Origin of the sequence: Micromonospora sp. NPDC049175 (assembly GCF_043197345.1) — a bacterium.
Taxonomy (GTDB): domain Bacteria; phylum Actinomycetota; class Actinomycetes; order Mycobacteriales; family Micromonosporaceae; genus Micromonospora.
In genome coordinates this window covers 1,037,826-1,055,091 of record NZ_JBICSY010000001.1, presented here as the reverse complement: position 1 = coordinate 1,055,091, position 17,266 = coordinate 1,037,826, and the positions used below count along the sequence as shown (strand labels likewise).

Here is a 17,266-nt window from a genome sequence, read left to right as displayed (position 1 = left end):
TGTCGCTATGGGTAACCGGTGCGATTCTGTAGGCTCGCTGGTATGACCGGATCGGTGAGCAAGAAGTCATTCTCGCTTCCGCAGGACGTGGCGGAGCGCTTGGAGCGTGAGCCCAACGCCAGCGCGTACGTGGTCGACACGATTCGGGCACGAATGCGTGCCGAGGATCTCGATGCCGAACTGGCTCGCCGGGGCATGACCGTGACGGCGGAGGGGCAGGCCCGTGCCCGGGTCCAACGCGCTCAGGTCGAGCAGGAATGGTCGCCCGGGCGACGCGCCGCGTTGCGTGACCGTTCCCGTCGCGCGGCAGCGGAGATGCTCGACGGCTCCGGCAGCCAGGCTCCGGCGGCATGACGAGTCCCGACGCGCCCTCGGTCCGGCTGATACTGGATCGGTCCGCGCTGCTCGCCTACGTGGCCGGATCCATGGATGTTGCCGAGCCAATCCACGAGGTCGCTCAGGACGGCGTTCGATTCGGTGTGCCGGCGGTAGTCGCGGCCGAGGTCTTGGCCGTGGTGGACGATCCGAGCGATCGAGCGGCGCTGCACCGACTGCTCGAACGTCCCGCCTGCGCGGTGCTGCCCACCTGGGGTGAGGATTGGCAGGAGTTGGCGTACTGGCGCGTGGTCACCGGTCGAGTTGACCTAGCCGCTGCCGTGATGGCTGTCCTGGAGCACGATGCCTCGGTGCTGACCAGCGAGGTCAAGGCGTACGGCGACGGCGGTGACCTTCCTGTCATCCAGTTCCCTGGCTAGGGCGCGCGTTCGATGACGACCACGGGGATCTCGCGGTCGGTGCCCTTCTGATAGCGGGCGTACGTCGGGAAGACCTTCGTCATGACCGGCCACAGCCGGGCCCGCTCCTCGCCCGTCGCCGTCCGCGCCCGCCCGGTGAACCGTTCCGCGCCCACCTGTACCTCGACCGTCGGGTCGGCGCTCAGGTTCAGATACCAGGCCGGGTGCGTGTTGGCGCCCCCGTTGGACGCCACCAGCAGGTAGTTGTCGCCGTCGCGGCCGTACATCAGGGCGGTGCGGCGTCGTTTGCCCGTTCGGCGTCCGCGGGTGGTGAGCAGCAGCGACGGTACGCCGTAGAAGGTGTCGCCGTCGGCGCCGTCGGTCTGCACGTAGCGTCGGATGTGCTCGGCGACCCATCCGACCGGGCTGTCCTCGATCGTCTCGTGCTGCTCCTGCGCCGTCACGGCATTGTCTCCTTCGTCGGGCCAGGTCGGAGGTAGGCCGGGTGAAGCCGAGCCGGTCAGGACGTCGCGGTGGACTGTCCGCTGCGGTTGGCCGGTCGGGTGTCCTGCCCCGGGCGGGTGGTCAGCACCTGGGGGCCGGCCTCGGTGATCGCGACGGTGTGCTCGGAGTGGGCGGTGCGTGAGCCGTCCGCGGACCGGATCGTCCACCCGTCCTCGTCAAACTTGATCTTGTCGGTGCTGCGGCAGAACCACGGCTCGATCGCGATCGTCAGGCCGGGCTTGAGCTTCATGCCCCGGCCGGGCCGGCCGCTGTTGGCGACGTGCGGGGCCTCGTGCATGGTGCGACCGATGCCGTGCCCGCCGAACTCGTTGTTGACCTGGTAGCCGTAGCGGTGGGCGACCTCGCCGATCGCGGCGGAGACGTCGCCGAGCTGGTTGCCGGGCTGCGCGGCGTCGATCGCGGCGGTCAGCGCGACCTCGGTGGCCTCGATCAGCTTGAGGTCCTCCGGGGTGGGGGTGCCGACGATGACGGACAGCGCGGAGTCGGCGACCCAGCCGTCGATCCCGACCGCCATGTCGATGCTCAGCAGGTCACCGTCGCGCAGGACGTAGTCGTGCGGCAGACCGTGTAGCACGGCGTCGTTGACCGAGAGACACAGGACGTTGCGGAACGGGCCGCGGCCGAACGACGGCGCGTAGTCCCAGTAGCAGGACTCGGCGCCCCGCTCCTTGATCCGACGGCGCGCGTGGCGCTCAAGGTCCATCAGGTTGACCCCGACGGCGGCGACCTCATGCAGCTCCGCCAGCAACTCGCCGACGAATTGGCCGGTCACGGCCATCCGTTGGATCTCCTCGGGGGACTTCAGCTCGATCACGACCAACCCTCCCTGTCCGTAGCGGTATATTTATACCACGCCTCGGCGCGCCCGCCCGGATGGCGTTGCCGCTCCGCCGAGGCAGATCTATCCTGCTCACATGGTTCGCCCACCGCTCACCCCCGCGCAGATCGCCGCGGGTCAACGTCTCGGTGCGGCGCTTCGGGTCGCGCGAGGTGGCCGTCCCCTCGTCGAGGTGGCCCTGGCGGCCGGCATCTCGCCGGAGACGCTCCGCAAGATCGAGGTAGGTCGGCTCCCGGCGCCCGCGTTCGGCACGGTGGTCTGCCTCAGCGAGGTCCTCGGCGTCCAGCTCAGCGACCTCGCCGAGGTGTGGCTGGCCGACCTGCGGGTCCGCGAAGCCTCCTGAACGACCGTCCGCGACGGCACCTTGGAACGAACCGCGGCACCACGAACCGCGGCAGCCCGAAACGAAACGCGGCACCACGAAACGAACCGCGGCACCCCGAAACGAACCGCGGCAGCCCGGAACGAACCACTGCGACGGCACCCCGGGGGAGCGCCCGCGGCGTCCGGACCGGTCAGACGCGTGAGCGCGGCAGGCAGCACTTCTTGTACTTGGCGCCCGAGCCGCACCAGCACGCGTCGTTGCGGCCGGGCGGCCAGGCCCGCAGGTCGTCGGGGCCGGTCAGCGAGTCGGCGTACGCGTCCTGGGTCTCCTCGTCGGTGGGGTCGATGCCCTCGCGTTCGGCGAAGGCCGCCAGCCCGGCGACCGTGCCGACTGCCACACCCAGGTCCGTGCCGCCCATCTCGGAGGTGACGACGAGTCCGCGTTCGGTCTGGGCGCGGTGCTCGTCCCAGGTGGCGGGGTAGCTGTCGACGAGGGCGGGCCAGCGCAGCAGCAGCGCGGTGAGCTCCGCAGGCGGCCAGAACAGCAGCGTCGCCGGGCCGTCGTCGAGGGCGTCGAGCGCGTGGTTGCTCGCGGCGCGCAGCCGGTCGGCGAGGTTGTCGTACTCGTCGTGGGGTAGGCCCTGCTCTTCGCGCAGGTCGTGTCGGTGCTGGGCCAGGCCGAAGATCATGGCGGCGGCCGCGTCCTGGGCGTCCTCGGACGCGTGCTGCTGGGCGCGGGTCCGTTCCAGGATGGCGTCCAGAGCCCCGGTGAGCCATTCCACAGCCGTGTCGGCGTGGCCGGACTCGGCCAGCTCGTCGATCAGGTACATAGAGTCGGGGTCGGTTTCCAGCAGCGGACGCAGGGCGGTCAGTTCGGCCATGCCCTCGTCGGTCCGCCCGAGGCGCAGCAGCAGGCCGCCGCGTACCCCTCGCGCGTACGTGTTGTCGTCGGGCTGTTCGGCGATGGCGCGGGTGGCCAGCGTGAGCGCGTCGGCCAGGTCGCCGGCCTGCTTCAGGATGTCCACGGCGACCAGCAGGGCGTACCCGGTGTCGTCGGGGTCGGCGACCCGCCCCTCGTCGACGGCGCTCACCAGCTCGGCGACGAGCGCGGCCGGGTCGGGGCTCTTCGAGCCCAGATTGTCGATCTCGTCGATGCGGTCGGCGGTCAGCAACTCGGACATGGGCGCATCCTGAAAGACGACGGGCGGTGGGTGGGGGAGCGGCCAGCCTACTCCCGGACACGGCGCGGCCCGGGCGGCGAACCGCCCGGGCCGCGCCGCGTTTCCTCAGCGGGTCGCGGGCATCGTGGCGAACTCGCCGGCTAGCTCCGACTCGACGATCGTCGCGGTGGACGGCCGGCGACCGGCCGACGCCCGCCGGGCGGACGGGACGGCGAGGGCCGCGAGCGCGGCGGCCAGGGCGATGGCCGTGAGGACGAGAAACCCGGTCGTGAAGCCGGCCTCCCGGGGCAGGCCGTTGGCCTGCGGGTGGGCGGTGATCACGCCGCTGACCACGGCGGCGCCGATCGCGCCTCCGATGGTGCGGATGTTGGCGTTCATGCCTGTCGCCACGCCGGTCTGGCTGGCCGGGACGCTGGCGACGATCAGGTTGGCCATCGACGCGAAGGCCAGACCGATGCCGAGGCCGACCAGGCCGCCGGCGATGGCGACCTCCCAGCGGGTGTCGTGCGCGGCGGCGAGCATCGCCGAGGCGGCCACGTTGAACGCGGCACCGGTGGCGAGCTGTGCCTTGGCGCTGAACACGGCCTGGAGCCGGCCGGCGACGAGACCGGCGACGAACATCGCGACGAGCATCGGCAGCATGAGCAGACCGGCCTGGCTGATGCTCGCCCCGAAGCCGTAACCGGCGGCGGTCGGGGTCTGCACGAACTGCGGGAGGAACGCGTACACGGAGAACATCGACGCGCCGTAGAGCAGGGCGACCAGGTTCGTGGTCCAGACTCCGGGCAGCCGCATCATCCGCATGTCGATGAGTGGGTTCTTCGACCGCAGTTCGGCGACCAGCCAGCCGGTCAGCAGCACCACGGCGAGCGCCAGCAGCGCGAGCACCCGGGTGGAGGTCCAGCCCCAGGCCGCGCCCTGGCTGATCGGCAACAGCAGCGCCACCAGCCAGCCGGAGAGCAGCAGGGTGGCGCGCCAGTCGATGCGCCCGGGGGTGCGGACCGGCGACTCGGGGACGAACAGGTGGGCGGCCACGGCGGTCAGCCCGACCACGACCATCGGGATCCAGAACAGCCAGCGGTAGTCGAGCGTGGTGACGATCGGGCCGGCCAGCACGATGCCCAGGCCACCGCCGACGGCGACGATCGCCGAGATGGCGGCCACGGCCGTGGAGACCCGCGCGGCGGGGAACTCGTCGCGGATGATGCCGAACGACAGCGGGAAGACCGCGCCGCCGATGCCCTGCACGACCCGGGCGAGGATGAGGACGCCGATGTTCGGCGCGATGGCGGCCAGCAGGCAGCCGAGCGCGAGCGCGGCAAGCGAGACGACGAGCATCCGCTCCTTGCCGACCATGTCGCCGACCCGTCCGAGGATCGGCGTGAAGATCGACGCGGAGAGCAGGTAGGCGGTCAGGACCCAGGTCACGGTGTTCTGGGAGGTGTGCAGATCCTGCTGGATGGTCGGTAGCACCGGGGTGATCAGCGACTGGAGCATCGCGAAGAACCCGGCGCCGGCCGCGAGCACGGTGAAGGTGAGCCGGCGCGAGCTGCGCCGGGAGGTTACTGCCACGAGAGAAAACTCCCTGAGTACGTACTGAGCCCGTCGTCTGCGGCGGGCAGGGCTGTCGGTCCGGGCGATCGGGTGGCCAGGCGGCGATCGGGCGGGTACCGAGGTAAGCTAACCGGAGGCAGGCCTCCGGGGTTTCCGGAGGGGTGCCTCCACTAAGCTAGCGGAGGGTTGCCTCCGGATGCAACCAGGTTGAGGTGACGCACGTCATGACCAGCGCGGGGCAGGCGCCCGAGGTCTTCGCCCAGCGGCCCAAGCGGGCCGATGCGCGGCGTAACTACGACGCTTTGGTCGCGGCGGCGCGCGAGGCGTTCGCCGAGAACGGCGCCGCCGCCTCCCTGGAGGACGTGGCCCGACGCGCCGGCGTGGGCATCGGCACGCTCTACCGCAACTTCCCCAGCCGACGGCACCTCTTCGAGGCCGTCTACGTCGAGGAGGTCCGGGCGCTGAGCCGCTCGGCCGAGGACCTCGCCGAGCTGCCCCCGTGGGACGCGCTCGTCGCCTGGCTGCACCGTTTCGTCGCGTACGTCGCCACCAAGCGGGCGCTCGCCGAACAGCTGCTGCACGACTCGGAGATCTTCGCGAGCTGCCGGACGGAGATCTACGCCGCCGGCGAGCCGCTGATGCGCCGCGCCCAGGAGGCCGGCGTCGTCCGTGCCGACGTCAGCTTCGACGACGTGATACGCCTGATCAGCGGCCTGACCATGGCCCAGTTCGCGTCGCCCGAGCAGCGTGACCGGGTGCTCGGCGTCGCCCTGGACGGCCTACACGCCCCCGCCCGCTGACCAGCGCCCCGCCCGCCGCCCAGAGCACCCTCGCCCGCTGACCGGCGCGCCCCCGCCCCGCTGACCAGCGGCCCGCCCCGTCGACAAGCGCCCCGCCCGCTGACCCGCCGTCAGCGGTCGACCAGCAGCAGCCACTCGTCGTCGAGCCGTTCCACCACCGTGCCCGCCGGCCAGCGGTGACCGAGATCGACGATCGCCCGGGCCTGGTCGACCTGCGGTGGCCGGCTGAACTGTGCGTCGCGGAAGCTGGCCATGCTGTGGAACCGGGCCCGGCCGAAGTTCGCGGCGTCGGTGAAGCGGGCCCGGTCGAACAACGCCTCCGCGCCGAACACGGTCCACCGGAACAGCGCCATGCTCCGGAAGCGAACGGAGTGGAAGTCGGCCGACCGGCCGAACTCGGTGTGTTCCATCGACAGCGAGGCGTCGAAGACGGCCTCCCGGAACGTGGCGCTGTCCTCGAAGCGGGTCGCGTCGAAGCTGGTCGGCTGACCGAACGTCGCCCGGCGGAACGAGGTCAGGCCGGCGAAGGCGGACCGCCGACAGGACAGGCCACCTGTGAACGCCGCCCCGTCGAAGCTGACCAGACCCCCGACGCGAGCGCCGTCCAGCATGACCTCACCGTCGGCCGTGAGACCCTCGAAGGCCACGTCGCCGAAGGTCGCCGCCCCGAGCAGGAGCCGCCCCCGGGTCGTCGCGCCCGCGAAGGTGGTCGTACCGGTGAACGCCGCCGCCGTGAAGGTCGCGTCGACGAGCGTGCAGCCCGCGGCGTCGAAGTCGACGAGCGTGGCACCGGTCAGGTCGAGCGTCAGCTCCGGCCAGTGGGTCGCGTCGTCCGCGCGCAGGTGTCGGGTGAGCACGCGCTGCGCGGTGCGCCGGACCTCCGTCTCGCGCGGCTCGCCGTCCGGCGCCGGCATCCGCAGGTACGCGCAGAGCACCGCAGCGATCGTCGCGCGCTGCCGAGGGTTGTCCTGACCGAGGCGTTCCAGGGCGTGCAGGCCGCCGAGGCGTACCGCCGCGCTGTCGTTGCCGAGCAGCTCGACGGCCCGGGTGTAGAGCTCGGTCAGCCGCCGCTCCGCCGCGTCGTGCTCGGCCGCTGCGGACTGCCGGTCCTGCTGGCGTTGCGCCGCCTCGGCCACCGACTCGGCGTGCGCCTGCACCCGGTCGCGGTGGGCCTGGTCGCGGGCGGCGACGCTCTCCTGGTGCCGTTGCGCGCGTTCGGCGATCCACTGGCGTCGGGCGGCCAGCAGCAGGGCCAACCCTCCGCCGGTGCCGGCGACCACGGTCAGGCCGGTGCGGATCGCGTCGATGCGCAGCGTGGCGCGGGTGTCCGCCTGGCTGGCCCGGTCGGCCTCGGCGAGCAGCAGGCCCAGCACCAGCCAGCCCAGGGCGGCGGCGACCAGCAGGCCGACAAGCACCAGCCACCACGGCATCACCCGTAACTGGCGCTCGGGGGGTTCGTCGGCGACCACGGCCACAGCATGCCATTCGCACTCACCACCCCGGGGTGCGCGGCGGTGAATGTCGGGTGGGCGACGTTCCTGGGAAAGGGGGTGCCGGACATCAGACGTGCTCGATAACCTGCTGCCGCTGTCCAATCGCGACAGACGTGACGTCCCAGAGGAGCAGCGCGCATGACCGAGCCGCACACCGTGCCGCCGGAGGGCACCCCGCCGACCGTGCCGCAGCTCGACGTCCGGGCGGCCGAGCCACCGACCGCCGCCGCCCCACCGACCACCGGCGGCTTCGCCGACCGGCCACCCGGCTATCCGAGTGCGCTGGTCTGGCTGCGCGCCGGGATCCTGCGGGACTGGCGGGGCGTGCTCGGCGCGTTCGTCGCCACCTGGTTCTACCTGCCGCTCGCGCTGCTCCTGGCGTTCTGGAGCGGTCTCACCTTTGCCGTCACCGGGCTCTTCGCCGGCGCGTTCGGCGCCGACGACCAGGTGCCCCAGGTGCTGCGCGACGCCCCGGTGATCGGCTCCCTGCTGGAGGCATTCCTGACCCGCTCCGGCGGGGTGCTCGGCGGCGTGACCGGCTTCGTCGCCGGGTTCCTGATCGGCTTCCTCTCCGTGCTGGTGGTGCCCTGGCTGGGCGCCACCGACGGCCCCATCGCGCTGGCCACCGGCCTGGTCGGCACGGTGGCCGCGGCGGCGCTGATCGGGGTGCTCTACACCCTCTACCGGGTGCTGCTGGAACCGCGCCTGCTCGTGGTCTCCGGCGCCCGCCAGCCCAGCCGCCGGGAGTACGCAAAGCTGCGCCCCGTGCTGGACGAGTGCGCCCGGCGGCTCGGCCTGACCAGCGTGCCCCGGCTGCTGATGGAGGACGACCCGGTCCTGAGCAACGCCCGCACGTACGCGCGGCACGTGGTGGTCACGACCGCCGTGCTGACCGAGCCGGACGACGAGGTCGCCGCGCTGCTCAGCCACGAGCTGGTGCACTGGCGCACCGGCGACGAGATCACCAGCGCCTTCGTCCGTGGTGTCGGCCTGCCACTGACCCTCGCGCACGCCCTGCCGACCTGGCTGATGCGGACGTTCCCGCACCCGGGCACCAACTTCGTGGTCTTCCTGTTCTTCTGGCCGGTGCTGCTCACCATGCGCTACGTGGTGCTGCCACTGCACGCCCGCGACGTGCGGGCGGCCGAGTACCGGGCCGACCTCGGCGCCGTGCTCACCGGGCACGTCGACGGGATGCGGCGCGTCCTGGAGCGGCGGCTGTCCTTCGAGACCGGCCGCAGCGGCTGGGACGAGGCGGTCTGCGCCACCCACCCGCCGCACGAGCTGCGGCTCGACGCGCTGGATCGGGCGTCGGTGGCGGGGGTGCCCGCCGGCGCGGACGAGCCCGTCACCGTCGAGCGGCTGTTCGGCCACTCCGGCCCGGTCGGCACCCGTCGCACCTGGCTGCTGGTCGGCGTCCTCGTGCTGGCGGCCTGCGTCGGCACCGGCGGGCTCGGCGTGGTGCAGTGGGCGTTCTTCCGACCGCAGGCGGCCGTCGACGGATACTTCTCCGCGCTCGCCGACCGGGACAGCGACGCCGCGCTCGACTTCCTGAGCGGGCAGGGCGGTGTCACCGACCGCAAGCTGCTCGCCCAACTGCTGCGCGCCAAGGGCTACCGACCGCCGACCGACGTCAAGATCACCAAACTGGACCGGGACGGCGACAGCGCCACCGCCACCGTGGCGTACCGGTTGGCCGGTGAGCGGCGCACCACGGAAGTCGCCCTTCGCCGCGACGACGAGACCACCCTCGGGCTCTTCCACGGCTGGCAGGTGAGCGGCGGGCTGACCCCGCTCGACACCCCGATCGCCGGCCCCGGGGCGCAACTCAACGGGCTGGCGCTGCCGGGCGCCGCCGAGGGCCCCGCGCTGGTGCTGCTGCCCGGCGAGTACACCGCGACCGGCCCGGCCAGCGCGCTCAGCGAGACGCCGAGCGAGACCGTGGCGGTCGGCCCGGGGCAGAGCGCGGCGACCCTCCAACTGGCCCCGGTGCTCAAGCCGACGGCCGGCGAGGCCGTCGAGGCCCAGGTACGCGCCTGGCTGGACGAGTGCGCCAAGCAGACGATCGCCGCGCCGCCGGGCTGCCCGTTCCGCTACTACGGCGGCGCCGCGCAGAAGGTCACCTGGAAGATCCTGGAATACCCGAAGATCGCCGTCGAACTGACCGGACCGGCCAGCGCGCAGGTCACCACCCCGAGCGAGACCCGGGGCAGGGTGCAGGTCAGCGGCACCACCACGTACTTCGGCACCAACACACCGTTCGCCGACGAGGACACGGTGACCGTCGGGGGCGTCGCCACCGCCGACGGGGACACCATCGCCTTCCGCCCCGCCACCGACTGACCGGGAGCAACAGTGACCGACAGTGACACCGCCGCGCGGCAGCCGGTCCGGCTGACCATCAGTCCGCGGCACCGGCAGGCGCCGCCTGTCGCCCTGCTCGACTGGATCCAGCGCAACCCGCAGTACCGGCCTGTCGTCCGGCAGGCCGGCGGCGGCGGTGGACGGCCGGGCTTCACCGACGCGGTGATCATCGCGGTGCTGGCGCAGGGGCTGCTCCCGGGCCTGTTCAACCTGCTGCAGTCCTGGGTCGACCAGCAGCGCACCGAGGCCAGCGTGCGGATCCAGGCCGGGGACACCGAGGTGGAACTACAGGTGAGTGGACGCACCGACTCGGCTCGCCTGCTGGCCCAGGCGACCGAGGCGCTGCGGGCCGCCCGGGAGCCCGGCACGGACGCCGCCGACTGACACCGGCGCCGTCCGCGCCGCAGATCCTTAGCTCGCCTTGGCCAACGACTCGAACTCGTCGTCGGTGAGCCGTACGTCGGCCGCGCTCACGTTCTCCTCCAGGTGCGCCACCGAGGACGTGCCGGGGATCGGCAGCATCACCGGCGACCGGCGCAGCAGCCAGGCCAACGCGAGCTGTGCCGGCGACGCGCCGTGCGCGGTGGAGATGGCGTCCAGCGGGCCGCCGGGGCGGGCCAGCTCGCCGGTGGCGATCGGGAACCACGGGATGAACGCCAGGTCGTTGCGCTCGCAGTACTCCAGCACGTCCTCCGCGCTGCGGTTGGCGAGGTTGTACAGGTTCTGCACCGACGCGATCGTGGTGATCCCGCGTGACTCCTCGATCTGCGCCACGCTCACCTCGGACAGCCCGATGTGTCGGATCTTGCCCTCCTGCCGCAACAGCGCCAGCTCGCCCAACTGGTCGGCGAGCGGCACCTTCGCGTCGATCCGGTGCAGCTGGTAGAGCGGGATCGTGTCCAGGCCGAGGTGGCGCAGGCTCAGCTCACACTGCTGGCGCAGATACTCCGGGCGGCCCACCGGACGCCAGTCGCCCGGGCCGGAACGGGTCAGCCCGGCCTTGGTCGCGATGACCAGGTCGTCGGCGTACGGGTGCAGGGCCTCGCGGATCAGCAACTCCGAGACGAACGGCCCGTACGAGTCGGCGGTGTCGATGAACGTCACGCCCAGCTCGACGGCCCGGCGCAGCACCCGGACCGCCTCCGCCGGGTCCTTCGGGTCACCCCAGACACCGGGGCCGGTGATCTGCATTGCCCCGTAACCGAGCCGGTTGACGGTGACGTCCCCGCCGATCCGGTACGTGCCGGACGCCTTCGCGGGCTGCTCACTGATGTTTGTCGCCATCGGTAGATGATCCCCCGGAATTCGACCGGTATGCCGGGCGTGACCCGACTGTGTGCGCGGACACGTCACCCGGCCACCGGGGCCAGATGACGGCAAGCGCCCGGTACGACAGGGACGTCCGTGCGACGCTGGCGGGGCCGGTGCCGTTCGGCGCGACGGCGGAGGGAGCACCCATGGCGGGAGTGCCGCAGGTCAACTTCGCGCTCGACACGTACGAGTGCATCGTGATCTATCCCGGCGCGGCCGGACGGGCCCTGCCCGCCGAGACCGTGCAGCGGTTGCAGGCCGAGCACGCCGAGCACATGCAGGCGCTCCAGCGAAGCGGCATCATCCTGGTCGCCGGTTCGGTGGACGGGCCGGCCCGCGAGCCGGAGCCACCGATCGGCTTCGGGCTGGCCCGCACCGGCAGCGTCGACGACGTCCGCAGCGTGTTGGAGGCAAACCCGGCGGTGCAGGCCGGGCTCTACCGGGTGGACGTGCTGACCTTCCTCTGCCCGGCCGGGTCGCTGGAGTTCCCCCTGGTCAAGACCGAGAGCTGAGCTGTCGGTCAATCGGCGGCTGTCGTGATGACGACGGCGCTCGGCGGTGTGACGGTGTTACGGTCGCGCCCTGCGAGGGCCGCCACCGGGGCGTACCCGGAAGCGTGGGGGCGGCCCCGGTCGAGGAGTCGCCATGATCTCCGCCGCCACCCCCGATGTCGCGAGGGCCACCGCCCGGCTGCGTGCCCTGCTCGGCGACCGGCTGTACGAGCCGGGTGATCCCGCGTACGCCACCACCACCCGGCTCTGGAACGGCGCGGTGCACCGCACGCCCGCCCTGGTGGCCCACTGTCGGGACGCCGACGAGGTGGCCCACGCGGTCCGCATCGCCGCCCGCTGTCACCTGCCCCTGTCGGTCCGCTCCGGCGGGCACGACTGGGCCGGTCGGGCGCTGCGCGACGGCGGCCTGGTGCTCGACCTGACCGGGCTGAACGCCGTCCGGGTCGACCCGGACGCGGCCACGGTGACCGTCGGCGGTGGCGCCACGACGGCCGAGCTGCTCGCCGCCGCCCGCCCGTACGACCTGGTGGTGCCCACCGGCGTGGTCCGCGACGTGGGCGTGGCCGGGCTCGCCCTCGCCGGCGGGTACGGCCCGCTCTGCGGCCGGTTCGGTCTGACGCTCGACAATCTGCTCGGCGCGGAGGTGGTCCTCGCCGACGGAAGCCGGGTCACCGCCGATCCCCGGCACGACGCCGAGTTGTACTGGGCGCTGCGCGGCGGCGGCGGGAACGTCGGCGTGGTCACCGAGCTGCGCTTCCGCGCGCATCGCCTGCCCGGCGTGCTGGCCGGCATGATCATGTTCGCGCTGGCCGAGGCGCCGGCCGTGCTGCGCGGCTACGGGGCGATCATCGCGGAGGCCCCGGACGAGCTGACCGTCATGACCGGCTTCCTGCCCGGCCCCGCCGGCGAGCCGATGATCTTCGTCTGCCCGTTCTACAGCGGGCCGGACCTGGACGCCGGGTTGCCGTGGATGGACCGGCTGCGCGACCTGGGCACCCCGCTCGTCGACCAGATCGCCCCGATGCCGTACGCGGACGCGCTGCGGATGTTCGACGGCGGCATGGTCGACGGCAACCACTACCTGTTGCGGACGCGCTGGCTGCCCGCTCGCACCGACGGTGTGGCCGACGTGCTCGTCGACGCGGCCCACCAGGTCAGCTCGCCGTTCTCGGCGCTGGCCGTGCACCACTTCCACGGCGCGGCCACCCGGGTTCGACTCGCCGACACGGCGTTCGGTCTGCGCGGCGAGCACCTGCTCACCGAGATCATCGCGGTCTGGGCGCCGGGCGAGCAGTCCGGGCCGCACCGCGAGTGGGCCGAGCGCACCTCGACGGCGCTCGCCCCGCACGCCCTGCCCGGTGGCTACCCCAACCTGCTCGCCCCGGAGGAGACCGACCGCGTCCGGCTCGCCTACGGCGCGAACTGGGCGCGGCTACGCCGGGCAAAGCGCCGCTACGACCCCCGTGACCTGCTGACCGCGGTGCCCACCCTGCCGCCGTCGGTGCACCCGCGGTGAGCCTTCCTCGGGAGCACCCCGACAGCGCACCCCGGCGGAGGCGTACGATTCCCGGCGCGCGGTCGCCGTTGCCCGTCGCCACAACGTTCCCGGTGCGGTTCCGCCCGCCGGCCCGACGCGCACCGCGCGTCGTTGGACACATGTTCCGCTGCCTGCAATGGGTCGGCCCCGAGTCCGACCTGAAGGAGAGACTAGCCTGATGGGCGTGACACGCCGCGTGAAGATCGTCTGCACCCTTGGTCCCGCCACCTCGTCCCCGGAGCGCATCCGGGGTCTCGTCGAGGCCGGCATGAACGTGGCGAGGCTCAACTTCAGCCACGGCAGCCACGCCGACCACGAGGCGGTCTATCGACTTGTCCGGGAGGCGTCCGAGGCGGCAGGTCAGCCGGTGGCGGTCCTCGCCGACCTGCAGGGCCCCAAGATCCGGCTCGGCCGGTTCGCCGACGGCCCGCACGAGTGGCGCACCGGCGACTCGGTCGTGATCACCGGTGACGACATCCTCGGCACCAAGGAGCGGGTCTCCTGCACCTACACGAAGCTGCCGCACGAGGTGAAGCCCGGTGACCGCCTGCTGATCGACGACGGCCGCGTCGCCGTCGAGGTCACCGACGTCACCGGCAACGACATCCGCTGCCTGGTCACCGAGGGTGGCCCGGTCTCCAACAACAAGGGCGTCTCGCTGCCCAACGTGGCGGTCAGCGTGCCCGCCATGTCGGAGAAGGACGCCGAGGACCTGCGCTTCTCCCTCGGCCTGGGCGTCGACCTGGTCGCGCTGTCCTTCGTCCGCTCGGCCGAGGACATCAAGCTCGTCCACAACATCATGGCCGAGGAGGGCGTCTACCGCCCGGTGCTGGCCAAGGTCGAGAAGCCGGAGGCGGTGGAGCACCTCGAGGCCATCGTGTCGGCCTTCGACGGCGTGATGGTCGCCCGCGGTGACCTCGGTGTCGAGATGCCGCTGGACCAGGTGCCCCTGGTGCAGAAGCGGGCCGTGCAACTGTGCCGGGAGAACGCCAAGCCGGTCATCGTGGCCACCCAGATGCTCGACTCCATGATCGAGAATTCCCGCCCCACCCGGGCGGAGGCCTCCGACGTCGCCAACGCGGTGCTCGACGGCGCGGACGCGGTCATGCTCTCCGGCGAGACAAGCGTCGGCAAGTACCCGGTGCTGACCGTCAGCACCATGGCCAAGATCGTGACGACCACCGAGTCCGGCTCGATCGGGGTGCCCCGGCTGCAGCACGACCCGCGTACCCACGGTGGCGCCCTCACCGTCGCCGCCTCGTCGATCGCGCGCGCCATCAACGCCAAGGCCCTGGTCGCCTTCTCGCAGACCGGTGACACCGTCCGACGGCTGTCCCGCCTGCACTGCGACCTGCCGCTGCTGGCGTTCACGCCGGTCCCCGAGGTGCGCGACCAGCTCGCCCTCACCTGGGGCGTGGAGACCTTCCTGATGCCGTTCGTGCAGCACACCGACGACATGTTCCGCCAGGTCGACCAGGCGCTGCTCGGTCTCGACCGGGCCAACCCCGGTGACTACGTGGTGATCGTGGCGGGCAGCCCGCCCGGCACCCCCGGCTCGACGAACACGCTGCGCGTACACCAGCTCGGCTCGCTCGTCGACGCCGCGTCGGCGCGGGCGCTGCAGTGAGCGACGGTCGGGTCGCGGTCGGCCAGGCGGCTGTCGACCAGCTGCTGGAAGTGCTGGACCTCGACCCGACCGGGGACATGGCCTTCCGGGGGATGAGCCCCCCGGTCGGCCCACAACGGGTGTACGGCGGCCAGGTCGCCGGTCAGGCCTTGGTCGCCGCCGGCCGCACCGTCGACCCGGAGCGGTTCGTGCACTCGCTGCACGGCTACTTCGTCCGCCCCGGCGACCCGGCCGAGCCGATCGCGTTCCAGGTGGAGAACATCCGCGACGGCAGGTCCTTCTCGGTCCGCCGCGCGGTCGCCCTCCAGCACGACAAGCCGATCTTCTTCATGTCGGCGTCGTTCCAGCGGGCCGAGGAGGGCCTGGACCACCAGGTCACGGCTCCCCTGGACGTGCCGCCGCCGCAGGACGTCCCGACGATGTCCGACCGGCTCTCCCGTTACCCGGAGCGGCTGGGCATGTGGGGTCAGATCCCGCGGCCGATGGACGTGCGGTACGTGGGCGAGCCCGGTTGGGTCCGTCCCGGCGACCGGCCGGCCGACCCGCACCAGCGTGTCTGGATGCGCATCGACGGCAAACTGCCCGACGATCCGCTGCTGCACGCCTGCGCGCTCACCTACGCCTCGGACCTCACCCTGCTGGACTCGGTGCTCTCCGCGCACGGCGAGGTGTGGGGGCCGGGCGGGTTGGTCGGCGCGAGCCTGGACCACGCGCTCTGGTTCCACCGGCCGTTCCGCGCCGACGAGTGGTTCCTCTACGACTGCCTGAGCCCGTCGGCGTCCGGCGCTCGTGGGCTGGCCACCGGCCGGATGTTCACCACGGACGGCCAGCAGATCGCCAGCGCCGTCCAGGAGGGCCTGCTGCGCCGCGTGGGCGCCTGACGCCTGCGCCGCGCCGCGTGGGCGCCTGACGCCTGCCTGCCTCCCCACCAGACCCCGGACGGTGCTCACACCGCTCAGGCCTGGTGGATGGCCTCGCCGGCGATCTCGATCTGCACCGTCTTGCCGACCAGGACCCCGCCGCTCTCCAACAGGACATTCCAGAGCAGGCCATAGTCCTCGCGGTCGATCTCGGCCGTCGCGCTGAACCCGAAGATGTTCTGCCCGTACGGATCACGACGAGCGCCGCCGAAATTCACCTCCAGGTCGACAGCCCTGGTGATTCCCTTCACGGTCAACTCACCGGTCAGCACGAATCGCCCGGGTACGCCCTCGGACTGCGGCGGAACAATCGGACTCCGGCCGCGCCCACCGAGCCGGTGGCTACGCAGGCGGGCCCATTGGAAGATGGGATCCTCCTGGCCCTGCCATTTGATGCCGGTGCTTCGATATTCGAGGGTGGGATAGCGCTCCACGTCGAGGAAGTCGGCACTCTTCAGATGCGTGTCCCGGTCGATGCTGCCGGTGGTGATACTCGGCGTGGAGATGGTCGCCGTCACCGAGGAGAGCAGCGGGTCCTCCGCCACGAAGATCTGTGCGGTGGCCTCGGCGAACTCGCCACGCACCGGGCTCACCATCATGTGCCGGGACAGGAAACCGATCCGCTTGTGCGCCTGATCGAGAAGATAGGTGCCAGCCACCGGGATGGTCATGCCATCCCAGGTGCGTGTGGCGATATCGGTCATCGTGTTGCCTTCCCCCCGATGTGTATCAATGTGCTGCCCGGCACCGCCGCAACGGACTGCCGGTCACGCCCCCGCCCAGCATAGGGACGTCCCATACCGCCATTCCGGCCCCCACCTTACGGTGGATCATGACGCACATTTACTGGTCCTCGACGACGGCCGCAACCGGCACGAATTGCGCGGATCCCATCGATGCCTAATCCGATCGGCCGAGGGTGGCCCGCCCGGCCGGTTGACCGGGGGCTAACCTTGCCGACATGCGCCTCTCCGCCCGGGTCGACTATGCCCTCCGCGCGGCCGCCGAGCTTGCCGCGACGGCCAGTGGTCCTGGGCGCGGCCGGCCCGTCACGGCCGACCAGATCGCCCGTGCCCAGGAGATCCCGCCGAAGTTCCTGGAGAGCATCCTGTTGCAACTGCGTCGGGGCGGCATCGTGCACGCCCAGCGCGGCCCGGAGGGTGGCTACTGGTTGGCCCGCCCGGCCGAGGAGATCTCGCTCGCCGAGGTGATCCGGGTGATCGACGGGCCGCTCGCCCACGTCCGCGGGCAGCGCCCTGAGCAGCTCGGCTACCACGGCCCCGCCCGCGCGCTCCAGGAGGTCTGGATCGCCCTGCGGGCCAGCGAACGGGAGATCCTGGAACTGGTCAGCGTCGCCGACGTGGCCGCGGGCACCCTGCCCGCGCGGATCACCGAGCTGGTCGCCGACCCCCGCGCCTGGATCTGAGCGCCGACCCGATCCCCAGCCCGGCGCTGTCCGCGTCATGCCGGCCGCGTCCGTCGCACGGCTCGCGCCCCGCACGTAGGCCGCGCGCTGTGCGTGCGGGCCGCGCCCGTGGCCGTGGGT

18 protein-coding genes are annotated in these 17,266 nt (G+C 72.2%); 11 read left to right on the top strand and 7 right to left on the bottom strand.

Annotated elements, in window-relative coordinates; genetic code table 11:
* Positions 1 to 42 precede the first annotated feature (42 nt).
* Positions 43 to 354, top strand: coding sequence for a hypothetical protein (locus ACGFH8_RS04390; RefSeq protein WP_393363202.1), 312 nt, complete (start codon positions 43 to 45; stop codon positions 352 to 354).
* A complete protein-coding gene (locus ACGFH8_RS04385) occupies positions 351 to 755 on the top strand; it encodes a hypothetical protein (protein ID WP_393363199.1) in 405 nt (134 codons plus the stop codon). The genes ACGFH8_RS04390 and ACGFH8_RS04385 overlap by 4 nt, the downstream gene beginning before the upstream one ends.
* Here the strand turns inward: ACGFH8_RS04385 and ACGFH8_RS04380 are convergent.
* Positions 752 to 1,198, bottom strand: a complete 447-nt coding sequence (locus tag ACGFH8_RS04380; protein ID WP_393363197.1) for a nitroreductase family deazaflavin-dependent oxidoreductase — start codon at positions 1,196 to 1,198, stop codon at positions 752 to 754. The two genes, ACGFH8_RS04385 and ACGFH8_RS04380, sit on opposite strands and share 4 nt — an antisense overlap.
* Positions 1,199 to 1,254: 56 nt before the next feature.
* Positions 1,255 to 2,073: a type I methionyl aminopeptidase gene (map, locus tag ACGFH8_RS04375; RefSeq protein ID WP_393363194.1), complete on the bottom strand. Its 819-nt coding sequence runs from the start codon at positions 2,071 to 2,073 to the stop codon at positions 1,255 to 1,257.
* Positions 2,074 to 2,173: 100 nt separating this feature from the next.
* Here map and ACGFH8_RS04370 point away from each other — a divergent pair, with 100 nt between their 5' ends.
* Positions 2,174 to 2,440: a helix-turn-helix transcriptional regulator gene (locus ACGFH8_RS04370; protein WP_357374410.1), complete on the top strand. Its 267-nt coding sequence runs from the start codon at positions 2,174 to 2,176 to the stop codon at positions 2,438 to 2,440.
* Between the two features lie 172 nt (positions 2,441 to 2,612).
* Here ACGFH8_RS04370 and ACGFH8_RS04365 read toward each other — a convergent pair whose 3' ends face one another.
* Entirely contained in the window at positions 2,613 to 3,602 is a 990-nt protein-coding gene (locus ACGFH8_RS04365) for an SEC-C domain-containing protein (protein ID WP_393363191.1), read from the bottom strand.
* A gap of 105 nt (positions 3,603 to 3,707) precedes the next feature.
* Positions 3,708 to 5,174, bottom strand: a complete 1,467-nt coding sequence (locus tag ACGFH8_RS04360; protein WP_393363188.1) for an MFS transporter — start codon at positions 5,172 to 5,174, stop codon at positions 3,708 to 3,710.
* Positions 5,175 to 5,380: 206 nt separating this feature from the next.
* Here ACGFH8_RS04360 and ACGFH8_RS04355 point away from each other — a divergent pair, with 206 nt between their 5' ends.
* Positions 5,381 to 5,956: a TetR/AcrR family transcriptional regulator gene (locus ACGFH8_RS04355; RefSeq protein ID WP_393363186.1), complete on the top strand. Its 576-nt coding sequence runs from the start codon at positions 5,381 to 5,383 to the stop codon at positions 5,954 to 5,956.
* Positions 5,957 to 6,066: 110 nt separating this feature from the next.
* Here ACGFH8_RS04355 and ACGFH8_RS04350 read toward each other — a convergent pair whose 3' ends face one another.
* On the bottom strand, positions 6,067 to 7,425 hold the full coding sequence (locus tag ACGFH8_RS04350; protein ID WP_393363183.1) for a pentapeptide repeat-containing protein: 1,359 nt from the start codon (positions 7,423 to 7,425) through the stop codon (positions 6,067 to 6,069).
* Between the two features lie 162 nt (positions 7,426 to 7,587).
* On the opposite strand from ACGFH8_RS04350, the gene ACGFH8_RS04345 reads away from it, so the two are divergent.
* Positions 7,588 to 9,792, top strand: a complete 2,205-nt coding sequence (locus ACGFH8_RS04345) for a M48 family metalloprotease (RefSeq protein WP_393363180.1) — start codon at positions 7,588 to 7,590, stop codon at positions 9,790 to 9,792.
* 12 nt (positions 9,793 to 9,804) lie between these two features.
* Entirely contained in the window at positions 9,805 to 10,197 is a 393-nt protein-coding gene (locus ACGFH8_RS04340) for a hypothetical protein (RefSeq protein WP_393363177.1), read from the top strand.
* A 27-nt stretch (positions 10,198 to 10,224) separates the two neighbouring features.
* Here the strand turns inward: ACGFH8_RS04340 and ACGFH8_RS04335 are convergent, their stop codons facing one another.
* Positions 10,225 to 11,097: an aldo/keto reductase gene (locus ACGFH8_RS04335; protein WP_393363174.1), complete on the bottom strand. Its 873-nt coding sequence runs from the start codon at positions 11,095 to 11,097 to the stop codon at positions 10,225 to 10,227.
* Positions 11,098 to 11,183: 86 nt separating this feature from the next.
* Between ACGFH8_RS04335 and ACGFH8_RS04330 the strand changes: the two genes are divergently transcribed.
* The 4 genes from ACGFH8_RS04330 to ACGFH8_RS04315 all read left to right on the top strand — a co-directional run bounded on the left by ACGFH8_RS04330 (position 11,184) and on the right by ACGFH8_RS04315 (position 15,681).
* Entirely contained in the window at positions 11,184 to 11,636 is a 453-nt protein-coding gene (locus tag ACGFH8_RS04330; protein ID WP_393363171.1) for a YciI family protein, read from the top strand.
* Positions 11,637 to 11,769: 133 nt separating this feature from the next.
* Positions 11,770 to 13,152 carry an FAD-binding oxidoreductase gene (locus tag ACGFH8_RS04325; RefSeq protein ID WP_393363168.1) on the top strand — a complete coding sequence of 461 codons (1,383 nt, stop codon included), beginning with the start codon at positions 11,770 to 11,772 and terminating at the stop codon, positions 13,150 to 13,152.
* Between the two features lie 199 nt (positions 13,153 to 13,351).
* A complete protein-coding gene (gene pyk, locus ACGFH8_RS04320) occupies positions 13,352 to 14,800 on the top strand; it encodes a pyruvate kinase (RefSeq protein WP_393363165.1) in 1,449 nt (482 codons plus the stop codon).
* Entirely contained in the window at positions 14,797 to 15,681 is an 885-nt protein-coding gene (locus tag ACGFH8_RS04315) for an acyl-CoA thioesterase (protein ID WP_393363162.1), read from the top strand. The genes pyk and ACGFH8_RS04315 overlap by 4 nt, the downstream gene beginning before the upstream one ends.
* A gap of 74 nt (positions 15,682 to 15,755) precedes the next feature.
* Here the strand turns inward: ACGFH8_RS04315 and ACGFH8_RS04310 are convergent, their stop codons facing one another.
* The gene (locus tag ACGFH8_RS04310; protein ID WP_393363159.1) at positions 15,756 to 16,424 is read right to left on the bottom strand and encodes a YceI family protein; all 669 of its coding nucleotides are present in this window, start codon (positions 16,422 to 16,424) and stop codon (positions 15,756 to 15,758) included.
* A gap of 257 nt (positions 16,425 to 16,681) precedes the next feature.
* Between ACGFH8_RS04310 and ACGFH8_RS04305 the strand changes: the two genes are divergently transcribed.
* A complete protein-coding gene (locus ACGFH8_RS04305) occupies positions 16,682 to 17,146 on the top strand; it encodes an Rrf2 family transcriptional regulator (protein WP_357410768.1) in 465 nt (154 codons plus the stop codon).
* The last annotated feature ends 120 nt before the right edge of the window (positions 17,147 to 17,266 follow it).

Bases quoted from the DNA above. Each gene is read 5' to 3' on its own strand.
- ACGFH8_RS04345 (WP_393363180.1), top strand. From the start codon at position 7,588: ATGACCGAGCCGCACACCGTGCCGCCGGAGGGCACCCCGCCGACCGTG.
- ACGFH8_RS04330 (WP_393363171.1), top strand. From the start codon at position 11,184: ATGACGGCAAGCGCCCGGTACGACAGGGACGTCCGTGCGACGCTGGCG.
- ACGFH8_RS04390 (WP_393363202.1), top strand. From the start codon at position 43: ATGACCGGATCGGTGAGCAAGAAGTCATTCTCGCTTCCGCAGGACGTG.
- ACGFH8_RS04365 (WP_393363191.1), bottom strand. From the start codon at position 3,602: ATGTCCGAGTTGCTGACCGCCGACCGCATCGACGAGATCGACAATCTG.
- ACGFH8_RS04335 (WP_393363174.1), bottom strand. From the start codon at position 11,097: ATGGCGACAAACATCAGTGAGCAGCCCGCGAAGGCGTCCGGCACGTAC.
- ACGFH8_RS04385 (WP_393363199.1), top strand. From the start codon at position 351: ATGACGAGTCCCGACGCGCCCTCGGTCCGGCTGATACTGGATCGGTCC.
- ACGFH8_RS04370 (WP_357374410.1), top strand. From the start codon at position 2,174: ATGGTTCGCCCACCGCTCACCCCCGCGCAGATCGCCGCGGGTCAACGT.
- ACGFH8_RS04355 (WP_393363186.1), top strand. From the start codon at position 5,381: ATGACCAGCGCGGGGCAGGCGCCCGAGGTCTTCGCCCAGCGGCCCAAG.
- pyk (WP_393363165.1), top strand. From the start codon at position 13,352: ATGGGCGTGACACGCCGCGTGAAGATCGTCTGCACCCTTGGTCCCGCC.
- ACGFH8_RS04305 (WP_357410768.1), top strand. From the start codon at position 16,682: ATGCGCCTCTCCGCCCGGGTCGACTATGCCCTCCGCGCGGCCGCCGAG.
- ACGFH8_RS04325 (WP_393363168.1), top strand. From the start codon at position 11,770: ATGATCTCCGCCGCCACCCCCGATGTCGCGAGGGCCACCGCCCGGCTG.
- ACGFH8_RS04310 (WP_393363159.1), bottom strand. From the start codon at position 16,424: ATGACCGATATCGCCACACGCACCTGGGATGGCATGACCATCCCGGTG.